This window comes from Pseudomonas syringae KCTC 12500, assembly GCF_000507185.2.
Classification (GTDB): Bacteria; Pseudomonadota; Gammaproteobacteria; order Pseudomonadales; family Pseudomonadaceae; genus Aquipseudomonas; species Aquipseudomonas syringae.
In genome coordinates this window covers 3,286,304-3,303,488 of record NZ_AYTM02000002.1, presented here as the reverse complement: position 1 = coordinate 3,303,488, position 17,185 = coordinate 3,286,304, and the positions used below count along the sequence as shown (strand labels likewise).

Sequence of the window (17,185 nt, the reverse complement as noted above, 5' to 3'; positions counted from 1 at the left end):
CTGATATGGCTGACGTTGCCGATCGCGCGAAACAGCAACAAGACCACGAACAGTCGTTCATAGGTTCTCTCTTCACCCTGCCCTTCCGATTCGCGGCAGTAATGTTCCTCTCTCTGGGGGGAGCCATTATCGTCGAATGGATCTGCATGTACTTTTTCTGGCCGGAGGCCGGTTGGCAGCACGCTCGCGCAATGCTTGATCATGAACTCAGCTGGCTCTCTAAGGGGTTCCTGCAGAGTGTGGTTGTTCAAGAGCCAGGCCGAACGGCGACATGGCTGGTTCAAACCACATATGACTGGCTGGTGGTCAAGACTGGGCTTCAGGACTGGGTTCAACACACCTCTGATTATGCTGCGACAGGACAACGATCACGCGGTTTCGATATGCGCTACATGCTCGGCGTGGGAGTCAGCAAGTTTCAGGATTACGGCCTTGCGGCGCTCTACACGACACTGGTGTTTTGCGTGCGCCTGGTGATCCTGACCCTCGCAATCCCGTTATTTGTGATGACGGCATTTGTTGGTTTTGTGGACGGGCTGGTGCGCAGAGACTTGCGGCGGTTCGGTGCCGGCCGCGAGTCCAGCTACCTGTATCACAAAGCTCGAGCAACGATGGTGCCGCTGGTGATCATCCCCTGGAGCCTTTACCTGGCTCTGCCATTCAGCGTGAGCCCTTTGCTAGTGCTCCTGCCATGCGCGGCACTGCTCGGCCTGGCGGTCAGCATTACGGCGTCCAGCTTCAAAAAATACCTTTAGGTGCCCTCCATGCAATGGACAGAAGAACAACTGCCAGCTATTCACTCCTTCGCGAAGAAACTACTGGTCCAGGCGTTTGCCGGTACCGGGAAGACAACAACACTCGTCGGTTACGCCACGCATAACTCGTCGGTCAAAATGCTTTACCTCTGCTACAACAAAGCCGTTGAGATCGCGGCAAAGAACCGTTTTCCACGCAACGTGACCTGCAAAACAGCTCACGGCCTGGCCTACGCTGTTTATGGCAGCCAGTACAAACACAAGCAGGCTGGCAATCTGCGTCTGACCGACATTGCGAGGACGATCAATACGCAGGATTGGGAGCTGGCCAAAGACATCGTTTCGACCCTCAATTCCTTCATGGCCAGCAAGGATCTGGAGCTGCTGGAGGACCACTTTGTGCGATTCCAGAGCAACCGCAGACTGACCTCGGTCCAGCAGCAGTACATGAGTAAAGCGCTCAACCTGACCAGAGACGTTTGGGAGAAAATGGTCGATATCAACGATCGCTCAGTCCCTATGACGCACGATGGCTATCTGAAGCTGTACCAGATGAGCCAGCCAGATCTGAGTCAGCGTTTTGGTGCGATTCTGCTAGACGAAGGGCAGGACGTGAACCCGGTGATCGCGAACCTGGTCCAGATCCAAACAATAACTCAAGTCACTGTAGGTGATCGGCATCAGCAGCTGTATCGGTTCAGAGGCGCTGTGGATGCTTTAAACAGCCCGGCGATGAAGGATGCCGAGAAACACTTCCTGACCCAGAGCTTCAGATTTGGACCGGCTGTTGCCTACGTGGCCAACGTCATCCTTTCCTTCAAGGGTGAAAAGATCCCCCTGCAAGGCCTGGGACAGCCGACGTTGGTGAAACGAGCCTTACCGGACGATCTCCCTCACCGCACCTACCTCCACCGCACTGTGAGCGGTGTGATCGAGAACGCGCTGCGCCTGGTCAACCAAAACCACCGCATGCAGTGGATCGGAGGGATCGACAGCTATTCCTTGCGCGATCTGGAGGACCTGTTCCATTTCAGCCGGCATAGGAATGACCAGGTCCAACAGCGCAAATTGCTGACCGACTATGCCGATTACGACCAGTATGTCGTGATCGCGAAGGCCACGCAGGATCCTGAGATGCTGCGGTCGATCAAAATCATCGAAAACTATGCAGATCTGCCCCAACGAATCGAGCAGCTGCGTGCTGCATCTGTCACGTCGGAGCTCGATGCAACCGTGACCCTTACCACCGCGCACAGAGCCAAAGGTCTGGAGTGGGACTTCGTTGGACTTTATGACGACTTTTCTGCGGATCCGCTTTCACCTGACATCGACGCCGGCAAACGCGACGATGAGCTGAACCTTCTATACGTCGCTGTCACACGAGCCATGAAGATTCTTGCCGTCAACTCGCTGGTGATCGACATCATGCAGCGCTTCAAAGACAACCGATCCGTAATCGCGGCCACTGCGTGAGGCTGACCCATGACCACTTTTGAATACACCCAGACCTTCGTCCCACTCCCCTACAAAACCGTTACCAGCGGCGTGCTGATGTTCAAGTCGACGGACGCCACTACCGAACCGGACATCCACGGATATTTGAGCAACCCTGAAACGCTGGCCGCACTGAATCGCCACGGCAGAGAAGGATGGGAGCTGGTGAGCGTTCAGCAGATCAGTCGTGGCCATGAACAAATTGGCAACCAAAACGCACAGGGCTGGGCGTTCGGTTACGCGATCAGCACCGGATTTTTGTTCTTCTTCAAACGCAGCACTGCATCTTTAACTTCATTGGACAAACCCCCTCAGACCTAAAAAGGGTTTCGTACAGATTCCATCCGGGCCGATCGTCATGCTGTGGGCATAGATTCCTACTGCTTCCAAGGCCCGCGACGTGAAAATCAAACTCCCCGCGATCAAACCAGCGTTTTCAAGCATGCAGATCTGCCTGTCTGCAGTCCTCATATGCACACCGCTGCTTTCCTCGCATGCCCGAGCAGCCGGTACGGCTTCCGAGCAAGCCAATGTGGAAGTCATGATTCGCCAGCTCAATGCGCTAGAGGCCGTTGCGCAGCGCAGCGCTGACCTGCCAAGTGAATCGGTTCAGCGCTATCACCTGGATTACTCCAGGTTAGTCAGCGACATAGCTCGCATCCGCCAGGGCCTGCAGGACTACCTGTCGCCCTCCCGAGCTCAGCCCCGCGACCCCGTGGAGCTATCAGGCCATTACAACGTCAGCGGTGAACACACGCCATGACGATGTCCTCCACCCAAATCAGTGCATTTCAGGCCGCTGCCGGCTTTTCACCGGCCAACAGCAACACGCTGTGGACGGGGATCGCTATGGGCATCCTCACGTTATGGGGTGTCTGGGTCTTCCTAAGCATTTATCGGGGGTGGGCGACCCAAAACCTAGACCGAATGGTTGCTGCTGCCTCCGCAGCTCGCTGGGCAGTGCTGTTCATGATCATGACCTTCATGTTGTTGAGTTGATTTTTTCCAAGGAGATAAAGATGACGTTGCATTCATTGTTCACTCAGGCACGTGCCTTTTTGAAACGCCGGCCTTTTTCGGCCCTGCTGATGGCCGCTACCCCTGGCAGTAGTTTTGCGGCCCTACCGGGTGCACAAGCCCCCACGCGCGGCACTGGGACCAGCTTTCTTCAGACCTTCCAAAACTATGCCTACGACGGCTTCATGCTACTGGGTCTATGTTTGTGCGCGTTCGGCATCGTTCTGGTGGGGCGACATGCGCTGGGCGTCTACCACGAAATCCACATGGGCAAGGCCAAATGGGCTGACTTGGGCAGTACCGCCGTCGTCGGTGTTTGCCTGATTGGCGTCACGATCTACCTGGTCACCACCGCTACCAACATCCTTTAAGTCGCAGAGGCTCCCATGACTGAGCTCCAGCAAGATCAGCATGAAGACGGCACCCTGCGTTTTCTGCCCAGTCGCTTGAATAACCAGCCCGTGGTGATTGGTGGTCTTACGGCTGATGAGATGTGGGCAACCGTATTCGGCTGCAGCGGCATAGGCTTTGTGATTGGTCTGCCGCAGGCCTTCATCATTACACCATCAATGCCCGTGGTGTGCGCCCTGATAGGAGGAGTATTGGGACTGCTCATCGCATCTCGGGTCTTGCGACGCCTCAAACGCGGTAGACCGGAGACATGGATCTACCGCAGGGTCCAGCTCCAGACGGCAATGCTCGGCCCGACCTCATTCAACAAAGCCAACCTGGTCCTTCGATCAGGCAACTGGACTTGCCGCCGGAGCGAGCAACAATGAGCCGTTTCTTGAAGTTGGCCGACTCCCAGCGTGCCCACATCAACAGCTTGAGGATAGCGATTGTCTTGATCGCGCTGGTGGCAGCAGGCCTTGGTTTCGGCTGGTGGAGTGCACCGAAGCAATTGACCGTTCACGTTCCGCCAGATCTGCGGTCTGGAAGCACGCGAATGTGGTGGGATGTCCCTCCCCAATCTGTATACACATTCGGCCTGTACATCTTTCAGCAGATGAACCGGTGGCCGGTCGACGGCGAGCAGGATTACCAAGCAAATATCACCCGTCTGGATGCTTACATCACGCCATCTTGCAAGCATTACCTGCAGAGTGATTTTGAACTGCGCAGGTCTAGCGGTGAGCTACGCAAGCGCGTCCGAGGCGTGTACGAAATTCCAGGTCGAGGCTATGGAGATTCGCCAGAGATCAGGACGGTGACCAACTCTATCGACGATTGGACTGTCACGCTCGATATCACAGCAGACGAGTATTACGGCGGGCAGTTGGTCAAGCGTGCCCTCGCGAGATATCCGCTCCACGTTGTACGTATGGACGTCGATCCTGAAACCAATCCCTTCGGTTTGGCCTGGGACTGCTACAACGGCGCACCACAACGCATCGAGGGCAATGTTGAAGCTCCCGCAACACCGTCGAAAGGAGTCTTCAAATGAGTGTTCTGCGAGTAATCACATGCTCGACATTACTGGCGGTGTTGGCTGGCAACGCCCAAGTCGCCTCGGCAGTCGAGATTCTCCGCTGGGAGCGGTTGCCGCTGGCCATTCCTCTGCGCATCAATCAGGAACGCATCGTCTTCGTTGATCAGAATGTTCGTGTTGGACTCCCGCGCTCGCTGACTGAAAAACTGCGGGTGCAGAGTACGGGCGGCGCGATCTACCTGTTTGCGAAGGAAGCGATTGAGCCCACACGGCTCCAGCTGCAGAACGCCAAGACCGGCGAGATCATTCTGGTCGACATCGCTGCTACAGAGGCCCCTACGGGCCAACCAGCTCTGGAGCCAGTGAAGATTGTGGAAGGTGAAACAACATCCGCACGCTATGGAGGGGCTGCTACAGCACGCTCAGCCAACGCCACTACGAAGAGCACGGACTCATCCAGCCGTTCACGCGATGAAGACGATGAACCAGAGGAAGTGGTCAAGCGAGAAACGCCCGTCCCAGTCGTCCTCACCCGCTATGCAGCCCAGATGCTCTATGCGCCGTTGCGCACCGTTGAGCCTGTAGACGGCATCGCCCAGGTGAAGGTTGAGCGCAGCCTTAATCTGGCGACCTTGCTTCCCACTCTACCTGTGAAGTCCACCCCCTTAGGCGCATGGCGTCTGGATGATTTTTGGGTAACTGCTGTGAAGCTGCAGAATCAGACGACGCAGCGCATCACGCTTGACCCTCGCGAGCTCATGGGTGAATTCGTCACTGCAGCGTTTCAACATCCTTACCTTGGATCACGCGGCGATGCCAGTGACACCACGACCTTGTACTTGGTCACGCGAGGACACGGGCTGACACAGGCGGCCGTATTCTCGGCGACTCAAGCAGATCCGCGTGCAGCGCAAGGAGCGAAGCATGAAAGGTAATCCGCTGCTCAAGTACCTGGTGATTCCATTCCTCCTGATTGTGATTTTCGTGGGCATCAAATCACTGGGAAGTGCCCCCGCACCAAGTACCGAAACCCCTGCTCCAAAACTGACGGCTGAGCAAGCCAAAGCTCTTGGTGTGGAAGGCGACACGCCGAGCGACACGCTACGCACGGTCGTCGCTGAAGGTCGCGAGCTCAAGCAACAGATCACAGACGTCATTGCGCAGAACAATGCCTACAAACAGGACAACGAGACGCTCAAACAGCGACTGGCAAACGTTGACCAGAACGTCGAACAGCGCCTTAAAAACGCCCAGGAGCAGTTCAAGCTGGATAGTCAGCAGCAACAGCAGAGCGTGCTGGAGGGCTTGCGCAAACAGATGGATGAACTGACCCGAATGGGACAAAACAGTAATTCCAATTCGGACCTACCGATTGGTTTGGGTGTTCAGCCTGGTGATGGCCAACAGTTCAAATCGGAAACAAGCAGTTCAGACATCGTGTGGATCGATCCACAGGACGCGACGGCCCTGGACAGCAACGGTAAACCGATCACTGCCGGCAATAGCGTCCCAGCCAGCGCCTACAGCTTTCCTACAGCCTTCGGCGAGTCCGTAGACCGAGGACAGAAAGCGCTCACGACAGGCGCTCAGTCCGTCCGCGATGACATGGGTGGGCAGCAACAGGAGCGTAAGAAGGTACGACGTGCCTACACCCTGCCTCAAAACTCGACGTTGATGGGGTCGGTGGCCATGTCCGCGTTGATCGGCCGGGTTCCTGTTGATGGGACGGTTAATGACCCCTACCCGTTCAAGGTGCTGATCGGTCCCGACAACCTGACCGCCAATGGCATCGACCTTCCTGACGTAGCCGGTGCGGTGGCCAGCGGTACAGCGTCCGGCGACTGGACCCTCTCGTGCGTGCGGGGGCAGATCAAAAGTCTGACCTTCGTGTTTACCGACGGCACTGTCCGCACGTTGCCGGCACCGGTTCAGGGTGGGAATCAACAGAACAACAACCAGAACAACTCTGGAGACCAACAACCCATCCAGGGTGGTCTGGGCTGGATCAGTGATCCATACGGCATTCCCTGTATTGCGGGCGAGCGACGCAGCAATGCTCAGCAGTACATCGGCTCACAAGCCCTCATTACCGCAGCCGGTGCTGGAGCAGCATCGTTGATCAAGACCGAGGGAAGCACCTCCTCTTACGTCTCGAATGCTTCTGGGACGCTGGGTAGCACCGGTTTGTCTGGTAACGAGGCGATGGGAAAGATCCTGACCCAAGGAGTCACGGACGTTTCGAGCTGGGTTAACAAACTCTACGGACAAGCGTTCGCGGCCATTTATGTACTGCCTGGTGCGCAAGTCTCGCTGCACATCGATCAAGAGCTGGAAATTGACTACGAACTCAAAGGCCGCAAGGTCAAGTACGCCTCAGGAGCGAACCATGCCAATGCCAACCTGGATTGAACACTTGGGGTCAGCGCGCAGCGCGCTGCTGTATTGCGCTCTCACCGCGGGCTTGCTGGCTGGATGCTCGACAAACAAAGAGCAAATGCTGCCACATGGTCAAAACACCATGATGGACGTCTGGAATCAAGGCACGACCGGTTCGGCCGGGAGCGCTAGTGGCCGACAGTTGCTCGATGCACGTTCGGAGTTGCGCCGTCCAATCGATGTACGCGCTACCCAGCCCTTGCAGGACAGCGCGGCCTACACCCGTACCGCTCAAAACGAGATCTACAGCCAGTTCAAACGACTGCCCAATCCGGATCTTGTCATGTATGTGTTTCCGCACCTTGCGGGCTCCGATCCAGCACCAGTCCCTGGCTACACCACTGTGTTCCCTCTCTATCAGCGTGTGCAGTACGCCATGCCTGGCGAGCGGGTCGAGGACTACTGATGACTCTTTTTCAACGGCTCAAAAGCCGCGCGTCCCTCAATTCAGCTACGCAGACGGATATAGCGGGCGACCCTCTGCTGAGCGAGCCTTCAGCGGTCGAACTTGAACAGCCTGAGGATGATCTGGTTGGGGATTTGAAAGCTTCAGATCAAAACGATGTGGATGCTGCGCTTGAACGTTACCTGAAGCGACTGGAGGATCAGGGCATACCCGCGCCAGGCGATTGGAGAAACCCGAAGCAGAAGCCTGCCACAGTTGGCGACGTCGCCGCGCTGTACGACGTCAAGCCGAGCTTTGTCGACCTCCTTCCATGGATTGAGTACCTGCCAGCTGAGCAAGCGATGCTGCTTGAGGATGGCAAATCCTTGGCAGCATTCTTCGAACTGACTCCGATCGGCACTGAAGGCCGTGATCCCGAATGGCTTCGCAAGGTGCGTGACGCCTTGGAGAACGCGCTGCAAAACAGTTTTGACGAGCTCGATACCTCACCTTGGGTTGTGCAGTTCTACGCGAAGGACGAAACCAGCTGGGATGACTACCTTCGGAACCTGCGTGAATACATCCGACCACAGGCTAAAGGCAGCCCGTTCTCGGAGCTGTACCTGGATCTTTTCAAACATCACCTCGACGCAATCGCCAAACCTGGTGGTCTTTTTGAAGACACCACAGTTTCAAAATTGCCTTGGCGTGGCCAGCAGCGCCGCGTGCGGGTGGTCGTGTATCGCCGGGTAGTCGGTGATGCAGCGTTCCGTGGCCAAACCCCTGCCATGCATCTGGACAACATTTGTCAGCGCTTCACAGGAGGTCTGGCCAACGCCGGTATTAAAAGCAAACGGATGGACGGTTACGACATCCGACACTGGCTCCTGCAGTGGTTCAACCCTCATCCCGATCACCTGGGAACGACGCTCAAAGACTTTGATCGCTTCCTTCAACTGGTCAACAAACGCACAGAGGATGCCGGCGAGGATCTCCCACTAGTCACTGGCGACGACTTCGCACAGGGACTCTTTTATCGAGAGCCAAAATCCGACAGTCAAAAAGGCTTGTGGTACTTCGATGGCCAGCCTCACAGAGTCATCATGCTGGATCGGCTGCGCGAAGCCCCGAAGACCGGCCACCTGACTGGCGAAACACGTAAAGGCGATGATGCCTTGCATGCCCTGTTCGACAAGTTGCCTGAGGACACTGTGTTGGCCATCACCCTGGTCATCACCCCTCAGGACGTGCTGGAGGCTCATCTTGAGAAGCTGGCACGCAAGTCGGTGGGTGACAACCAGGCTTCACTACTGACCCGCGAAGCGGTAAACGATGCCAGGAAACTGATCGGTCGTGAGCACAAGCTGTACCGAGGCAGCATCGCCTTTTACCTCAAGGGAAATGACGAAGCACAGCTCACCGCGCGCAGCATGCAGTTGACCAACGCATTGCTGGGTGCCGGTATGGAACCCGTAGCATCTGACGACGAGGTGGCCCCACTCAACAGCTACCTGCGTTGGCTTCCCGGGAACTTCGACGTCAATCAAAAGCGAGCCATGGACTGGTACGTGCAGATGATGCTCGCCCAGCATGTTGCAAACCTGTGCCCTGTGTGGGGTCGCTCCAGTGGTACCGGGCATCCTGGCATCACGCTATTCAACCGTGGTGGGGCTCCACTGACATTTGATCCATTCAACAAGCTGGATCGTCAGATGAATGCCCACATGTTTCTGTTCGGCCCCACAGGGGCAGGTAAGTCCGCCACGTTGAATAACCTGCTCAACCAGCTCATTGCGGTTTACGCTCCCCGCCTGTTCATCGTCGAGGCGGGTAACAGTTTCGGTCTACTCGGGGATTTCGCGAAAAAGCTTGGGTTGACAGTCAACAGGATCAAGCTGGCCCCGAACTCAGGCGTTAGCCTGGCTCCGTTCGCCGACGCTATTCGCTTGGTAAACACACCGAGCCAGGTCAAGACCTTGGACGCTGATGACTTAGAGAGCTCTGACGAGGACATGAATGCCAAGCACGATGAAGACGATGATGAACGGGATGTCCTCGGCGAGATGGAAATCGTAGCCCGTTTGATGATCACCGGCGGTGAGGAAAAAGAGGAAGCTCGGCTGACCCGGGCTGACCGCAGCGTAATCCGACAGTGCATCCTTGCAGCGGCCAGAATTTGCTCCGACGCCGATCGCACCGTCCTGACGGAAGATGTCCGTAATGCGTTGCGCGCGGCCGGGGAAGACACCTCCATCCCGGAGGGCAGACGCAATCGGATGCTTGAAATGGCCGAAGCCATGGACATGTTTTGCATGGGCGCCGACGGGGAGATGTTCAACCGTACCGGTACGCCTTGGCCTGAGGCAGATCTGACCATCGTCGACTTGGCCACCTACGCACGTGAGGGCTACAACGCCCAGTTGTCGATCGCTTACATCTCGCTGATCAACACCGTGAACAACATAGCGGAGCGTGATCAGTACAAGGGCCGTCCTCTGGTCAACGTGACAGACGAAGGCCACATCATTACCAAAAACCCCCTCCTCGCCCCTTACATTATGAAGATCACCAAAATGTGGCGAAAGCTCGGGGCCTGGTTCTGGCTGGCAACACAGAACATGGATGACTTTCCTCCCTCAACTGCACCAATGCTCAACATGATCGAGTGGTGGATCTGCTTGAACATGCCGCCTGACGAAGTGGAGAAGATCTCCCGTTTCCGTGAGCTCACACCTGCACAGAAGGGCTTGATGCTGTCAGCACGCAAAGAGAGCGGTAAATACACCGAAGGCGTGGTTCTTTCGAAATCGATGGAAGTCCTGTTTCGCGCTGTTCCGCCGAGCCTGTACCTGGCATTGGCCATGACCGAGCCTGAAGAGAAAAAACAGCGTTACGACCTGATGCAGTCCATGGGTGTCGACGAGTTGGGAGCTGCCCTGGAAGTAGCTGCAGATCTCGACCGGAAACGAGGTATTGAGCCCCTGAACATTACATTCCCAACACCCCGTGCATTGGAGAACCTGGCATGAGAGCCATGGATGCCCTGACTCAAAATCTGATCGACAGTCTGACTCAAATTCTTACGAACCCGCAGGAAGAATCCCTGATTGCATTGAAGATCTGCGCGCCGGTACTGATCGAGCACCTACAAGTCGTCAAACATGTAGCGGTTGATCGTCGAGAGATCCAATCCCAACTGCACAAAGCTCTGGACCAGTGGCTTGAGCATCACCCTCAGCCCGAAAGCGCCCAGAAAGCTCTTCTGACGCTGCTGGATCAGGAGCTGCTGGCAAAACAGCTTCTCGACAAAGAGGCCTCCGCATGAAGCGACCGACGCGCCGGAAATTCCTCTACTGCATCGGTGCGGTCGCCTTGGCTATCTCACCTTTTCTGCTGACCGAGGGGATGCAGTATCAGCTTGGCGTCACAGGTGACCCCGTGGCGCCGGCAGCCGATCAGAAGAGACATAGTGGCGGATGGGTATACGGGAGCCGTGGCGCCCGTTTCACCATCGTCGAATATGCAGATCTGGAATGCCCCTACTGCAAGGATTACTTCCCACATCTCAAAGCCTGGGTTGATCAGCATCCAGACGTGAATCTTCAGTGGCACCATCTGCCCCTACCTATGCATGAGCCTGCAGCTAGCTATGAGGCTCGGTGGGCTGAGTGCGCGGGGATTGAGAGAGGCAATGACGCTTTTTGGCTCGCAGTCGAGCTCATTTATCAGCGTACTCGGTCGAACGGTGCTGGAACTGCTGGCAATCCGCAGATCCCTGGCCTCGAAGATCGACAGCACTTCATTGATAACTGCGCTGCGAGTAACCCGTCTGTGCAACAGGCCGTCATTAGCCAGGCTCACAAGGCGAGCCAGGACGGCATCACAGCCACCCCTACGCTGGTCATTAAGGACAAGCAATCTGGTCGCTCGATCAAGCTGCAGGGAGCACCTGACGGTGACGTGCTGCTCTCCGCAATGGACTGGCTGGCCAGCACGAAGGATAGATAAATGAATCCAGCCTTTGAACAAGCCTTGCAAGCGCGCTTGCTTTGGCTCCAGGTCCGTAGCTATGGCTCACTTCGTTTTCATCAGATGGCGAGGGATGCTGCCCACAAGGCGTACTGGCTTGTCGAAGAGCTTGCTAGGACGCAAGCGCGCTGCGAGCTTCCGTACGCGACGTACGCATACCCATACGGCGCAAAATGTCCCATCATTCTCAGCGATGTTCCCAGACTGGCGGACCTCTATGAGCAGGCTTGGAGCCACGAAACGCGGGTTATTGAGGAAGAGCGCGAAGAGGCTGCAGAACACCTCCGAAGGGAGCAGTCGAAGGCCTATGCCATCAAGTGTATCGAGCGTAACGACTGGAAAGCGCTGGACCTTCCATCGCCCGAACACCTATCAGAGGAGTTGTACGCAGGTAGACCGATGCGAGTCGATGGCCACTTCCTGGACTATGAGGACGGTATTGTATGGATGGACAATCCATATGGCGTCGAGGGGTGCTTAGGGGAGGAGCCAACACTTCACCTATGTCGCCAGTTCCTAACTAGGATTGCGAAGGGTGGCATGTACGGTCCTGAGCCTTAGGAGCCTCACCATTGGCTATAAATCCTAGTGGTCATACTCATAAAAATGGCCCCTTGCCTTGTGAAAGCAGGAGGCCAATTAAACGCAGGACGCGTTGTCGGCAGTCGCCTAGCCCTTTGTAACGTGATCGCCTAAGGCGAAGCCGTCTAACGGAGCTTTCTTCACCTCACGACGGCCAACGGTGTACATCGGGCCAATATCCGAGGCCGTAATCGCCAACAGTTCCCAGCCCTTTTCCAGCATCTGGTTCACAGCAGTAGGACTTTCTTCGTTCTGAATCTGCACAATGCCTTCGAAACTCATGGGTAACATTCCTTGTGGTTGGTGGCTTATTGTTAGCACAGTTACTCACTGCGCGGTGTATCTTCCACTACGAGAAAATAGGCCTTCTACCTCCGGCACTGCGGTCGACAGGGCTGCATCGACTCTATACCTAAAAGCATCGTCCAAGGCTCCTCTTCCTCCGGCAGAATCGTGTTGACACAACTGGCGAACTTGTAAGAACCTGGAACTGTAACTTTAGCTTCAAACCCGTAATGAGGGCTGCCTACTAGTGGCCTCGACGCAGCTAACTGCGTGAAACATCCCCTAAGCTCGCAAAGCAACCGGAAGCGCGAGCGGCCAACTGACGTTGGTGGCTGCACACTCATCACTTCATCAACCCAATGGGAATCCTCCCATTGGGCCGGGTTCCCTTTTTGAGAACCCTACATGAATACATTCTCACTGCTCATCACCCCTAAAATAGGGGAGGCCCGCGGCGTCCCACGTATTTGGCTTGAGGGCCAAAAGCTTTTAAACGCCGGCATCGAAATTGGAACTCGTTTTTCACTCATCCGCCCAGAAGGACAGACCAGGCTGGAACTCGTGCCAGCCACATCACCAGAGCTCAACACAGGCGATGTCACGGTCTCCAGGCGGGTTAAAAATGGAATCACGACGCCTCTCATCGAGATCCGGACAGCCCTCCTCAGAAGCTTGTTCAAAACCGCAGAGAAAGTCCGAGTTGTCATTCGTTTGGGAAGGATCGTCATCACACCCCTCGACAATGACAAGAGGATTGAAGAGCGCCTGGCGCGAATGAAGCGCAAGCTCGATGCACAAGAACCACTGGCGGTATGCAGTCTGTTTCACGGTGGAGGCGTTCTGGATCGTGCGATACACGCCGGCCTGGCGCGTTCAGGAATTGATACGTTTGTCAGGATTGGTATTGAGGTAGAAGATCAGTACCTGGACGCCAGCCTGCGCAACAACCCGATGCTTTGGCGAGACACTTCATTCGCAATCTGTGCGGATGTTCGGGACGTGCAACGCGGCTCGGGCACCCCGGAATGTGATTTGGTTGTTGCGGGCATTCCCTGTACTGGAGCCTCCCGTGCAGGCAAGGCCAAAAACAAACTCAACTCAGCCGAACAACATCCATCCGCAGGCTCTTTATTCATAGACTTTCTGGACTTTGTCCGGTACTCCAACCCAGTCATGGCAATCGTCGAAAATGTACCTGATTACCAGACCAGCACTTCGATGGAAGTGGTCAGATCTGTGTTGAAGTCATTGGGCTACCGGCTGTTCGAGTGCATCCTCGACGGAGCAGTATTCGGGGCATTCGAAAGCAGGTCCAGGATGGCTTTGGTTGCATACACGAAGGGGGCTTTTGAGCCTTTGACACAGGATCAGATCACCCCTCTTCGCACAAAAGAGCGCTCACTCAAGGAGCTCATGGACGCTGTGCCAGAAACTGATCAAAGCTGGAAGTGCTATGACTACCTGGGACGTAAAGAGGAGCGCGACATTGCTAGCGGCAAGGGCTTTCGCAGGCAACTACTGACACCTGAAGCAACCTCATGCGGCTGTATTGGGCGTGGGTACGCGAAGGCAAGATCGACAGAACCATTTATTCGACACCCAAGAAACCCGGCGCTAAGCAGGCTTCTGACGGTAGGCGAACATGCTCGCGTCAAAACAATACCGGTTGAAATCGTTGAGGGAGTATCCAACACCACAGCCCACGAGATACTGGGTCAATCTGTCATCTATGCCGCTTTTGAAGCAATTGCGGCCACTGTAGGGAAGTTGATAACGAAGCTGCACAGAACTGCCAGACCGGCAGGAGTGATGGCTGCTTGAAAACGTCCGGCCTACCTTACGGGTAGCGCCGGGCTATCCTCGAAAGGATTTAGGACCAGCCATATCGCTTGTGGACTTTCCAAATCTGTACTGTGCATGCAAGGCAAATTACAGCGCAGATCGCCATGAATACGAGCTCCGGAGTCCCTCTACTGTCCCAGCCGGTCAATGCGCTGAGCGAGTCATACCCCAATGCTACCGTACCGGCCACGACAGCAGCCGTCCCCCCAAAAATGAGCACTAAATAAACCAGAAACGTTTTCATCGTATCACCCTACTGTTTGTCCAGGTCAGCCGCCACCCAGCCTTTAGCACCATTATAGTCATCACCTCCAGCGGCGATGAAAATGTGGCCAGTTTCATCCACTGCGAATACACCTGGGCGCTCATGGCTCGCGTCGCGCAATGAATCCTTCCAACCGTACACAGTGCCTTGCCAGATCATCACTATGCCGCCACGGTGATCCTGGTTGATCTTTCGCCACTTATTGGCAGTTGCGCGCAAGGCTTCACAGAGATTGCTCATGCCTGAATTTCCTGTTCTGATAGGACCTGGCGGCAATAGGCGGTCCAGATTACTTACTCTGGACCACCATCCCACTTTGAAAGGGCCACTTTCAATTCTGCATCGAGCATTTCGCATTGCTCATTACCCAGCAAATTCTCTGCCTGCAAAGCGCCTATCCAACCCTGAGCTTCAGCCGCAATGTGGAACATCACCTCACGGTCGCCAGCTATGGCCACCTGCTCGATGCGCTGACGGGCCCGTTCCAAGATTTGGGCAATCGGGTCATTGTCTTTCATCGTCTATTTTCCGCTCTGAGTGGGGCTATCGACAGCCGAATCGTTGAATCGGCTATCTACAAGCTCGGCGAACCGAGTCTGTTCGGAATCACTGATCCATCATGTCCTGCAAGTTGCCACGGCCAAGAATCAAACCGACAGCCTCCGCAGATGCGGCGCGAACCAAAATCTTACTATCATGCTTCAGCGCTGCACGCAGAGCGCGCAATGCATCAGCACCACCAGCAGCGCCTAGTCCCTTTGCGGCCCCAGCTCGAACTTCGGATGAGCCATCAGAGTTCAGTACATTGATCAGTTCAGCAACGAGTTCTTTGTGAGTAGCCATGACATTCCTATTCGTATCAACAAGTAAGCGAAAATCGCTTTCTACTTCTGCCACAATTGACCCCGCCCTATCAACCTAAGAGGTGATCAACTACCCTTGACTCTGCTTACGACGCTCTACGGCACTCAGCATCAAATCAATGGCCTTCTCCAGATTCGCAACTGCATAGTCGGGACATGGTGTTGAGCTTGGCTTTTCAGGATCGTTGAGCCACGACCGAACTGTACGCGCTGCGCAAGGCCGCGCTGTAACCGCCGCGATAAGCTTGGCGCTGTAGGCTTGGGTAATCCCATAGGTATCTAGCAGTTGCAGGTATCGAGTGCGATTATCCACATGCACCTCTTCTAGAGAAATAGGCAATATTGCCTAGGCAGGCAAATAGGCAGTTCTGCCTATCATATCAATGACTCTTCACGCAGCACTTCAAAGACCTCGCGCGCAAAGGCTGCCATCATCAGAATTGTTCCCAAGAGCAGAGCGATAATACCTGCCTCGGTGTATGCCAGATCTGCAGTGCGCTGCCCTGCTTCTCCCAGACCTATAGAAGCCAAAACCGCAATCAATTGAGCCACTGCTAATTTCATAAGACGTTCCTTGTGTCTTTTTGGTGCAAAAGTCGTGTGTTTCTACTGGCCAATCCCCGCACGAAGCGAGGCTTGGAGTGAAGCTGAGCGGCAGCCAGGCCGGCGGTAGGCACTGGGTGCGATAAGGTCTTTTCCTATGCAACTACGTGCCCTGCAACAATAGTGCAGTGGTCAAGGGATACAGCACCAGAAACATCCTCCACCATGATAACCGGCTCGCAGCACATGACGTATGCCTTGCCGCGGGTTTTGGTCTTGATCTTTTCACCAGAGCCCAACCGCTCCTCGTACAATACGGCCGCTCCTTCAGCGTGCGTGGTGTTCCAGTCGTGACACTGGGCCTTAGCTACGGTTTCCTGCTCACGCAGGGTCATGCTTTTGCGTTTCGGTAGAGGCATCGGGTCAGCCCTTCACGGAGTTGGATACCAAAGGGGCATCCATGTACGGCCTCTGCCCCGCTTTTGAGGGCAGGGCTAATGGTATACATGGGCGATATTTGTTCAAATAATGAAGGGCTCATTGTTGCCCCATTCCTGAAAATAATGCTGGAAGGTCTTGCGGTCAGTACCGATATACCCCAACTTCACGCCCGGCCAGCGTGCATGAGCAACTTCAAATGCCACTTCCAGCGATAGGTGGCAGAGTATGTGCTCTAGTGCAGGACGTTTGATTTTATGCGGCTTGGAACTCACTTGCTGCCCCCAGTGATTCGATTGAATGAGGGCAAATTACCGTGTTCGGAAATATTCTGGAAGCTTTTTTATTTCCGCTATCGGTAATACCTTGATGCATCTTCAAGGCGTCCACTCATGACCTTCAACGCTGCAGCCTTCCGAGACAGCAAGCTCTGATTCACGCCAGTCTGCTGGATTGCATCGCGCTGAGACAGGCCGTCGACGAAATGCGCACGCAGTGCTGCCTCAAGCATCTCCCCTCTGATTCCGGTAAACGACAGCAGCACGTCGAAGTGCTGAGACGTGACCTTGCCTGGGATCAACCCTGACTCTTTGAGCTGCGACATCGAAACTCCAGACAAACAATGGAACAGGAACTTTACCGTAATCGGAAATCTTAAGCACGGCGATTGCGGAGGTGTCTGGACCTATACGACAACGCAAAACATCTACCTTAAGACTAAAGGGCCACTTGCAGTGCTGTTTACCTAAATCACTACCGCGCCTGCTGCTCGATGGCGGCCGCTCGGCCCTCGCAGGCGCCATCAAACCCCAACCGTCCCGA

General features: G+C 55.3%; 24 protein-coding genes. 16 read left to right on the top strand and 8 right to left on the bottom strand.

Features of this window, described 5'->3' with window-relative positions:
* Window positions 1-5 precede the first annotated feature (5 nt).
* The 15 genes from V476_RS14990 to V476_RS14920 all read left to right on the top strand — a co-directional run bounded on the left by V476_RS14990 (window position 6) and on the right by V476_RS14920 (window position 12,106).
* Window positions 6-755 (top strand): TIGR03747 family integrating conjugative element membrane protein, encoded by a 750-nt coding sequence (locus V476_RS14990; protein WP_003425101.1) that lies wholly within the window; start codon window positions 6-8, stop codon window positions 753-755.
* A gap of 9 nt (window positions 756-764) precedes the next feature.
* Window positions 765-2,228: a UvrD-helicase domain-containing protein gene (locus V476_RS14985; protein WP_024960167.1), complete on the top strand. Its 1,464-nt coding sequence runs from the start codon at window positions 765-767 to the stop codon at window positions 2,226-2,228.
* A 9-nt stretch (window positions 2,229-2,237) separates the two neighbouring features.
* Window positions 2,238-2,570 carry a DUF4177 domain-containing protein gene (locus V476_RS14980; RefSeq protein WP_024960168.1) on the top strand — a complete coding sequence of 111 codons (333 nt, stop codon included), beginning with the start codon at window positions 2,238-2,240 and terminating at the stop codon, window positions 2,568-2,570.
* Window positions 2,571-2,649: 79 nt separating this feature from the next.
* Window positions 2,650-3,012, top strand: coding sequence for an integrative conjugative element protein, RAQPRD family (locus tag V476_RS14975; RefSeq protein WP_024960169.1), 363 nt, complete (start codon window positions 2,650-2,652; stop codon window positions 3,010-3,012).
* Window positions 3,009-3,248 carry a TIGR03758 family integrating conjugative element protein gene (locus tag V476_RS14970; RefSeq protein WP_005895397.1) on the top strand — a complete coding sequence of 80 codons (240 nt, stop codon included), beginning with the start codon at window positions 3,009-3,011 and terminating at the stop codon, window positions 3,246-3,248. Before V476_RS14975 ends, V476_RS14970 begins: the two co-directional genes overlap by 4 nt.
* Before the next feature lie 20 nt (window positions 3,249-3,268).
* Window positions 3,269-3,637, top strand: a complete 369-nt coding sequence (locus tag V476_RS14965) for a TIGR03745 family integrating conjugative element membrane protein (RefSeq protein WP_003435724.1) — start codon at window positions 3,269-3,271, stop codon at window positions 3,635-3,637.
* Window positions 3,638-3,652: 15 nt separating this feature from the next.
* Window positions 3,653-4,045, top strand: coding sequence for a TIGR03750 family conjugal transfer protein (locus tag V476_RS14960; RefSeq protein ID WP_024960170.1), 393 nt, complete (start codon window positions 3,653-3,655; stop codon window positions 4,043-4,045).
* Window positions 4,042-4,710: a PFL_4703 family integrating conjugative element protein gene (locus tag V476_RS14955; RefSeq protein WP_024960171.1), complete on the top strand. Its 669-nt coding sequence runs from the start codon at window positions 4,042-4,044 to the stop codon at window positions 4,708-4,710. Before V476_RS14960 ends, V476_RS14955 begins: the two co-directional genes overlap by 4 nt.
* Window positions 4,707-5,630, top strand: coding sequence for a TIGR03749 family integrating conjugative element protein (locus V476_RS14950; RefSeq protein ID WP_024960172.1), 924 nt, complete (start codon window positions 4,707-4,709; stop codon window positions 5,628-5,630). The genes V476_RS14955 and V476_RS14950 overlap by 4 nt, the downstream gene beginning before the upstream one ends.
* A complete protein-coding gene (locus V476_RS14945) occupies window positions 5,620-7,104 on the top strand; it encodes a TIGR03752 family integrating conjugative element protein (protein ID WP_024960173.1) in 1,485 nt (494 codons plus the stop codon). Before V476_RS14950 ends, V476_RS14945 begins: the two co-directional genes overlap by 11 nt.
* On the top strand, window positions 7,082-7,537 hold the full coding sequence (locus V476_RS14940) for a TIGR03751 family conjugal transfer lipoprotein (RefSeq protein ID WP_024960174.1): 456 nt from the start codon (window positions 7,082-7,084) through the stop codon (window positions 7,535-7,537). The genes V476_RS14945 and V476_RS14940 overlap by 23 nt, the downstream gene beginning before the upstream one ends.
* The gene (locus tag V476_RS14935) at window positions 7,537-10,545 is read left to right on the top strand and encodes a conjugative transfer ATPase (RefSeq protein ID WP_024960175.1); all 3,009 of its coding nucleotides are present in this window, start codon (window positions 7,537-7,539) and stop codon (window positions 10,543-10,545) included. The genes V476_RS14940 and V476_RS14935 overlap by 1 nt, the downstream gene beginning before the upstream one ends.
* On the top strand, window positions 10,542-10,841 hold the full coding sequence (locus tag V476_RS14930; RefSeq protein ID WP_020342652.1) for a hypothetical protein: 300 nt from the start codon (window positions 10,542-10,544) through the stop codon (window positions 10,839-10,841). The genes V476_RS14935 and V476_RS14930 overlap by 4 nt, the downstream gene beginning before the upstream one ends.
* Window positions 10,838-11,524: a DsbA family protein gene (locus tag V476_RS14925; RefSeq protein WP_024960176.1), complete on the top strand. Its 687-nt coding sequence runs from the start codon at window positions 10,838-10,840 to the stop codon at window positions 11,522-11,524. Before V476_RS14930 ends, V476_RS14925 begins: the two co-directional genes overlap by 4 nt.
* The gene (locus V476_RS14920) at window positions 11,525-12,106 is read left to right on the top strand and encodes a hypothetical protein (protein WP_024960177.1); all 582 of its coding nucleotides are present in this window, start codon (window positions 11,525-11,527) and stop codon (window positions 12,104-12,106) included.
* A 108-nt stretch (window positions 12,107-12,214) separates the two neighbouring features.
* Here V476_RS14920 and V476_RS14915 read toward each other — a convergent pair whose 3' ends face one another.
* Window positions 12,215-12,409, bottom strand: coding sequence for a hypothetical protein (locus V476_RS14915; protein WP_017699412.1), 195 nt, complete (start codon window positions 12,407-12,409; stop codon window positions 12,215-12,217).
* Between the two features lie 408 nt (window positions 12,410-12,817).
* Between V476_RS14915 and V476_RS14910 the strand changes: the two genes are divergently transcribed.
* Entirely contained in the window at window positions 12,818-14,233 is a 1,416-nt protein-coding gene (locus tag V476_RS14910) for a DNA cytosine methyltransferase (protein WP_024960178.1), read from the top strand.
* Between the two features lie 274 nt (window positions 14,234-14,507).
* Here V476_RS14910 and V476_RS14905 read toward each other — a convergent pair whose 3' ends face one another.
* The 7 genes from V476_RS14905 to V476_RS14875 all read right to left on the bottom strand — a co-directional run bounded on the left by V476_RS14905 (window position 14,508) and on the right by V476_RS14875 (window position 16,967).
* On the bottom strand, window positions 14,508-14,759 hold the full coding sequence (locus V476_RS14905; RefSeq protein WP_024960179.1) for a hypothetical protein: 252 nt from the start codon (window positions 14,757-14,759) through the stop codon (window positions 14,508-14,510).
* Between the two features lie 53 nt (window positions 14,760-14,812).
* The gene (locus V476_RS14900) at window positions 14,813-15,037 is read right to left on the bottom strand and encodes a hypothetical protein (RefSeq protein WP_024960180.1); all 225 of its coding nucleotides are present in this window, start codon (window positions 15,035-15,037) and stop codon (window positions 14,813-14,815) included.
* Between the two features lie 88 nt (window positions 15,038-15,125).
* The gene (locus tag V476_RS14895; RefSeq protein ID WP_011267010.1) at window positions 15,126-15,416 is read right to left on the bottom strand and encodes a HEAT repeat domain-containing protein; all 291 of its coding nucleotides are present in this window, start codon (window positions 15,414-15,416) and stop codon (window positions 15,126-15,128) included.
* Between the two features lie 341 nt (window positions 15,417-15,757).
* Window positions 15,758-15,946 carry a hypothetical protein gene (locus tag V476_RS14890; protein ID WP_017699407.1) on the bottom strand — a complete coding sequence of 63 codons (189 nt, stop codon included), beginning with the start codon at window positions 15,944-15,946 and terminating at the stop codon, window positions 15,758-15,760.
* A 134-nt stretch (window positions 15,947-16,080) separates the two neighbouring features.
* On the bottom strand, window positions 16,081-16,344 hold the full coding sequence (locus V476_RS14885) for a hypothetical protein (RefSeq protein ID WP_024960181.1): 264 nt from the start codon (window positions 16,342-16,344) through the stop codon (window positions 16,081-16,083).
* A gap of 102 nt (window positions 16,345-16,446) precedes the next feature.
* On the bottom strand, window positions 16,447-16,638 hold the full coding sequence (locus V476_RS14880) for a hypothetical protein (protein ID WP_020314302.1): 192 nt from the start codon (window positions 16,636-16,638) through the stop codon (window positions 16,447-16,449).
* A 77-nt stretch (window positions 16,639-16,715) separates the two neighbouring features.
* The gene (locus V476_RS14875) at window positions 16,716-16,967 is read right to left on the bottom strand and encodes a PapB/FocB family fimbrial expression transcriptional regulator (RefSeq protein ID WP_024960182.1); all 252 of its coding nucleotides are present in this window, start codon (window positions 16,965-16,967) and stop codon (window positions 16,716-16,718) included.
* Between the last annotated feature and the right edge of the window lie 218 nt (window positions 16,968-17,185).

What these genes read in the sequence shown, in the direction of transcription:
- V476_RS14890 (WP_017699407.1), bottom strand. Translation starts at nt 15,946, where the DNA reads ATGAAATTAGCAGTGGCTCAATTGATTGCGGTTTTGGCTTCTATAGGT.
- V476_RS14905 (WP_024960179.1), bottom strand. Translation starts at nt 14,759, where the DNA reads ATGAGCAATCTCTGTGAAGCCTTGCGCGCAACTGCCAATAAGTGGCGA.
- V476_RS14875 (WP_024960182.1), bottom strand. Translation starts at nt 16,967, where the DNA reads ATGTCGCAGCTCAAAGAGTCAGGGTTGATCCCAGGCAAGGTCACGTCT.
- V476_RS14955 (WP_024960171.1), top strand. Translation starts at nt 4,042, where the DNA reads ATGAGCCGTTTCTTGAAGTTGGCCGACTCCCAGCGTGCCCACATCAAC.
- V476_RS14940 (WP_024960174.1), top strand. Translation starts at nt 7,082, where the DNA reads ATGCCAATGCCAACCTGGATTGAACACTTGGGGTCAGCGCGCAGCGCG.
- V476_RS14935 (WP_024960175.1), top strand. Translation starts at nt 7,537, where the DNA reads ATGACTCTTTTTCAACGGCTCAAAAGCCGCGCGTCCCTCAATTCAGCT.
- V476_RS14970 (WP_005895397.1), top strand. Translation starts at nt 3,009, where the DNA reads ATGACGATGTCCTCCACCCAAATCAGTGCATTTCAGGCCGCTGCCGGC.
- V476_RS14965 (WP_003435724.1), top strand. Translation starts at nt 3,269, where the DNA reads ATGACGTTGCATTCATTGTTCACTCAGGCACGTGCCTTTTTGAAACGC.
- V476_RS14925 (WP_024960176.1), top strand. Translation starts at nt 10,838, where the DNA reads ATGAAGCGACCGACGCGCCGGAAATTCCTCTACTGCATCGGTGCGGTC.
- V476_RS14945 (WP_024960173.1), top strand. Translation starts at nt 5,620, where the DNA reads ATGAAAGGTAATCCGCTGCTCAAGTACCTGGTGATTCCATTCCTCCTG.
- V476_RS14950 (WP_024960172.1), top strand. Translation starts at nt 4,707, where the DNA reads ATGAGTGTTCTGCGAGTAATCACATGCTCGACATTACTGGCGGTGTTG.
- V476_RS14930 (WP_020342652.1), top strand. Translation starts at nt 10,542, where the DNA reads ATGAGAGCCATGGATGCCCTGACTCAAAATCTGATCGACAGTCTGACT.
- V476_RS14980 (WP_024960168.1), top strand. Translation starts at nt 2,238, where the DNA reads ATGACCACTTTTGAATACACCCAGACCTTCGTCCCACTCCCCTACAAA.
- V476_RS14920 (WP_024960177.1), top strand. Translation starts at nt 11,525, where the DNA reads ATGAATCCAGCCTTTGAACAAGCCTTGCAAGCGCGCTTGCTTTGGCTC.
- V476_RS14960 (WP_024960170.1), top strand. Translation starts at nt 3,653, where the DNA reads ATGACTGAGCTCCAGCAAGATCAGCATGAAGACGGCACCCTGCGTTTT.
- V476_RS14990 (WP_003425101.1), top strand. Translation starts at nt 6, where the DNA reads ATGGCTGACGTTGCCGATCGCGCGAAACAGCAACAAGACCACGAACAG.
- V476_RS14900 (WP_024960180.1), bottom strand. Translation starts at nt 15,037, where the DNA reads ATGAAAGACAATGACCCGATTGCCCAAATCTTGGAACGGGCCCGTCAG.
- V476_RS14985 (WP_024960167.1), top strand. Translation starts at nt 765, where the DNA reads ATGCAATGGACAGAAGAACAACTGCCAGCTATTCACTCCTTCGCGAAG.
- V476_RS14915 (WP_017699412.1), bottom strand. Translation starts at nt 12,409, where the DNA reads ATGAGTTTCGAAGGCATTGTGCAGATTCAGAACGAAGAAAGTCCTACT.
- V476_RS14910 (WP_024960178.1), top strand. Translation starts at nt 12,818, where the DNA reads ATGAATACATTCTCACTGCTCATCACCCCTAAAATAGGGGAGGCCCGC.
- V476_RS14885 (WP_024960181.1), bottom strand. Translation starts at nt 16,344, where the DNA reads ATGCCTCTACCGAAACGCAAAAGCATGACCCTGCGTGAGCAGGAAACC.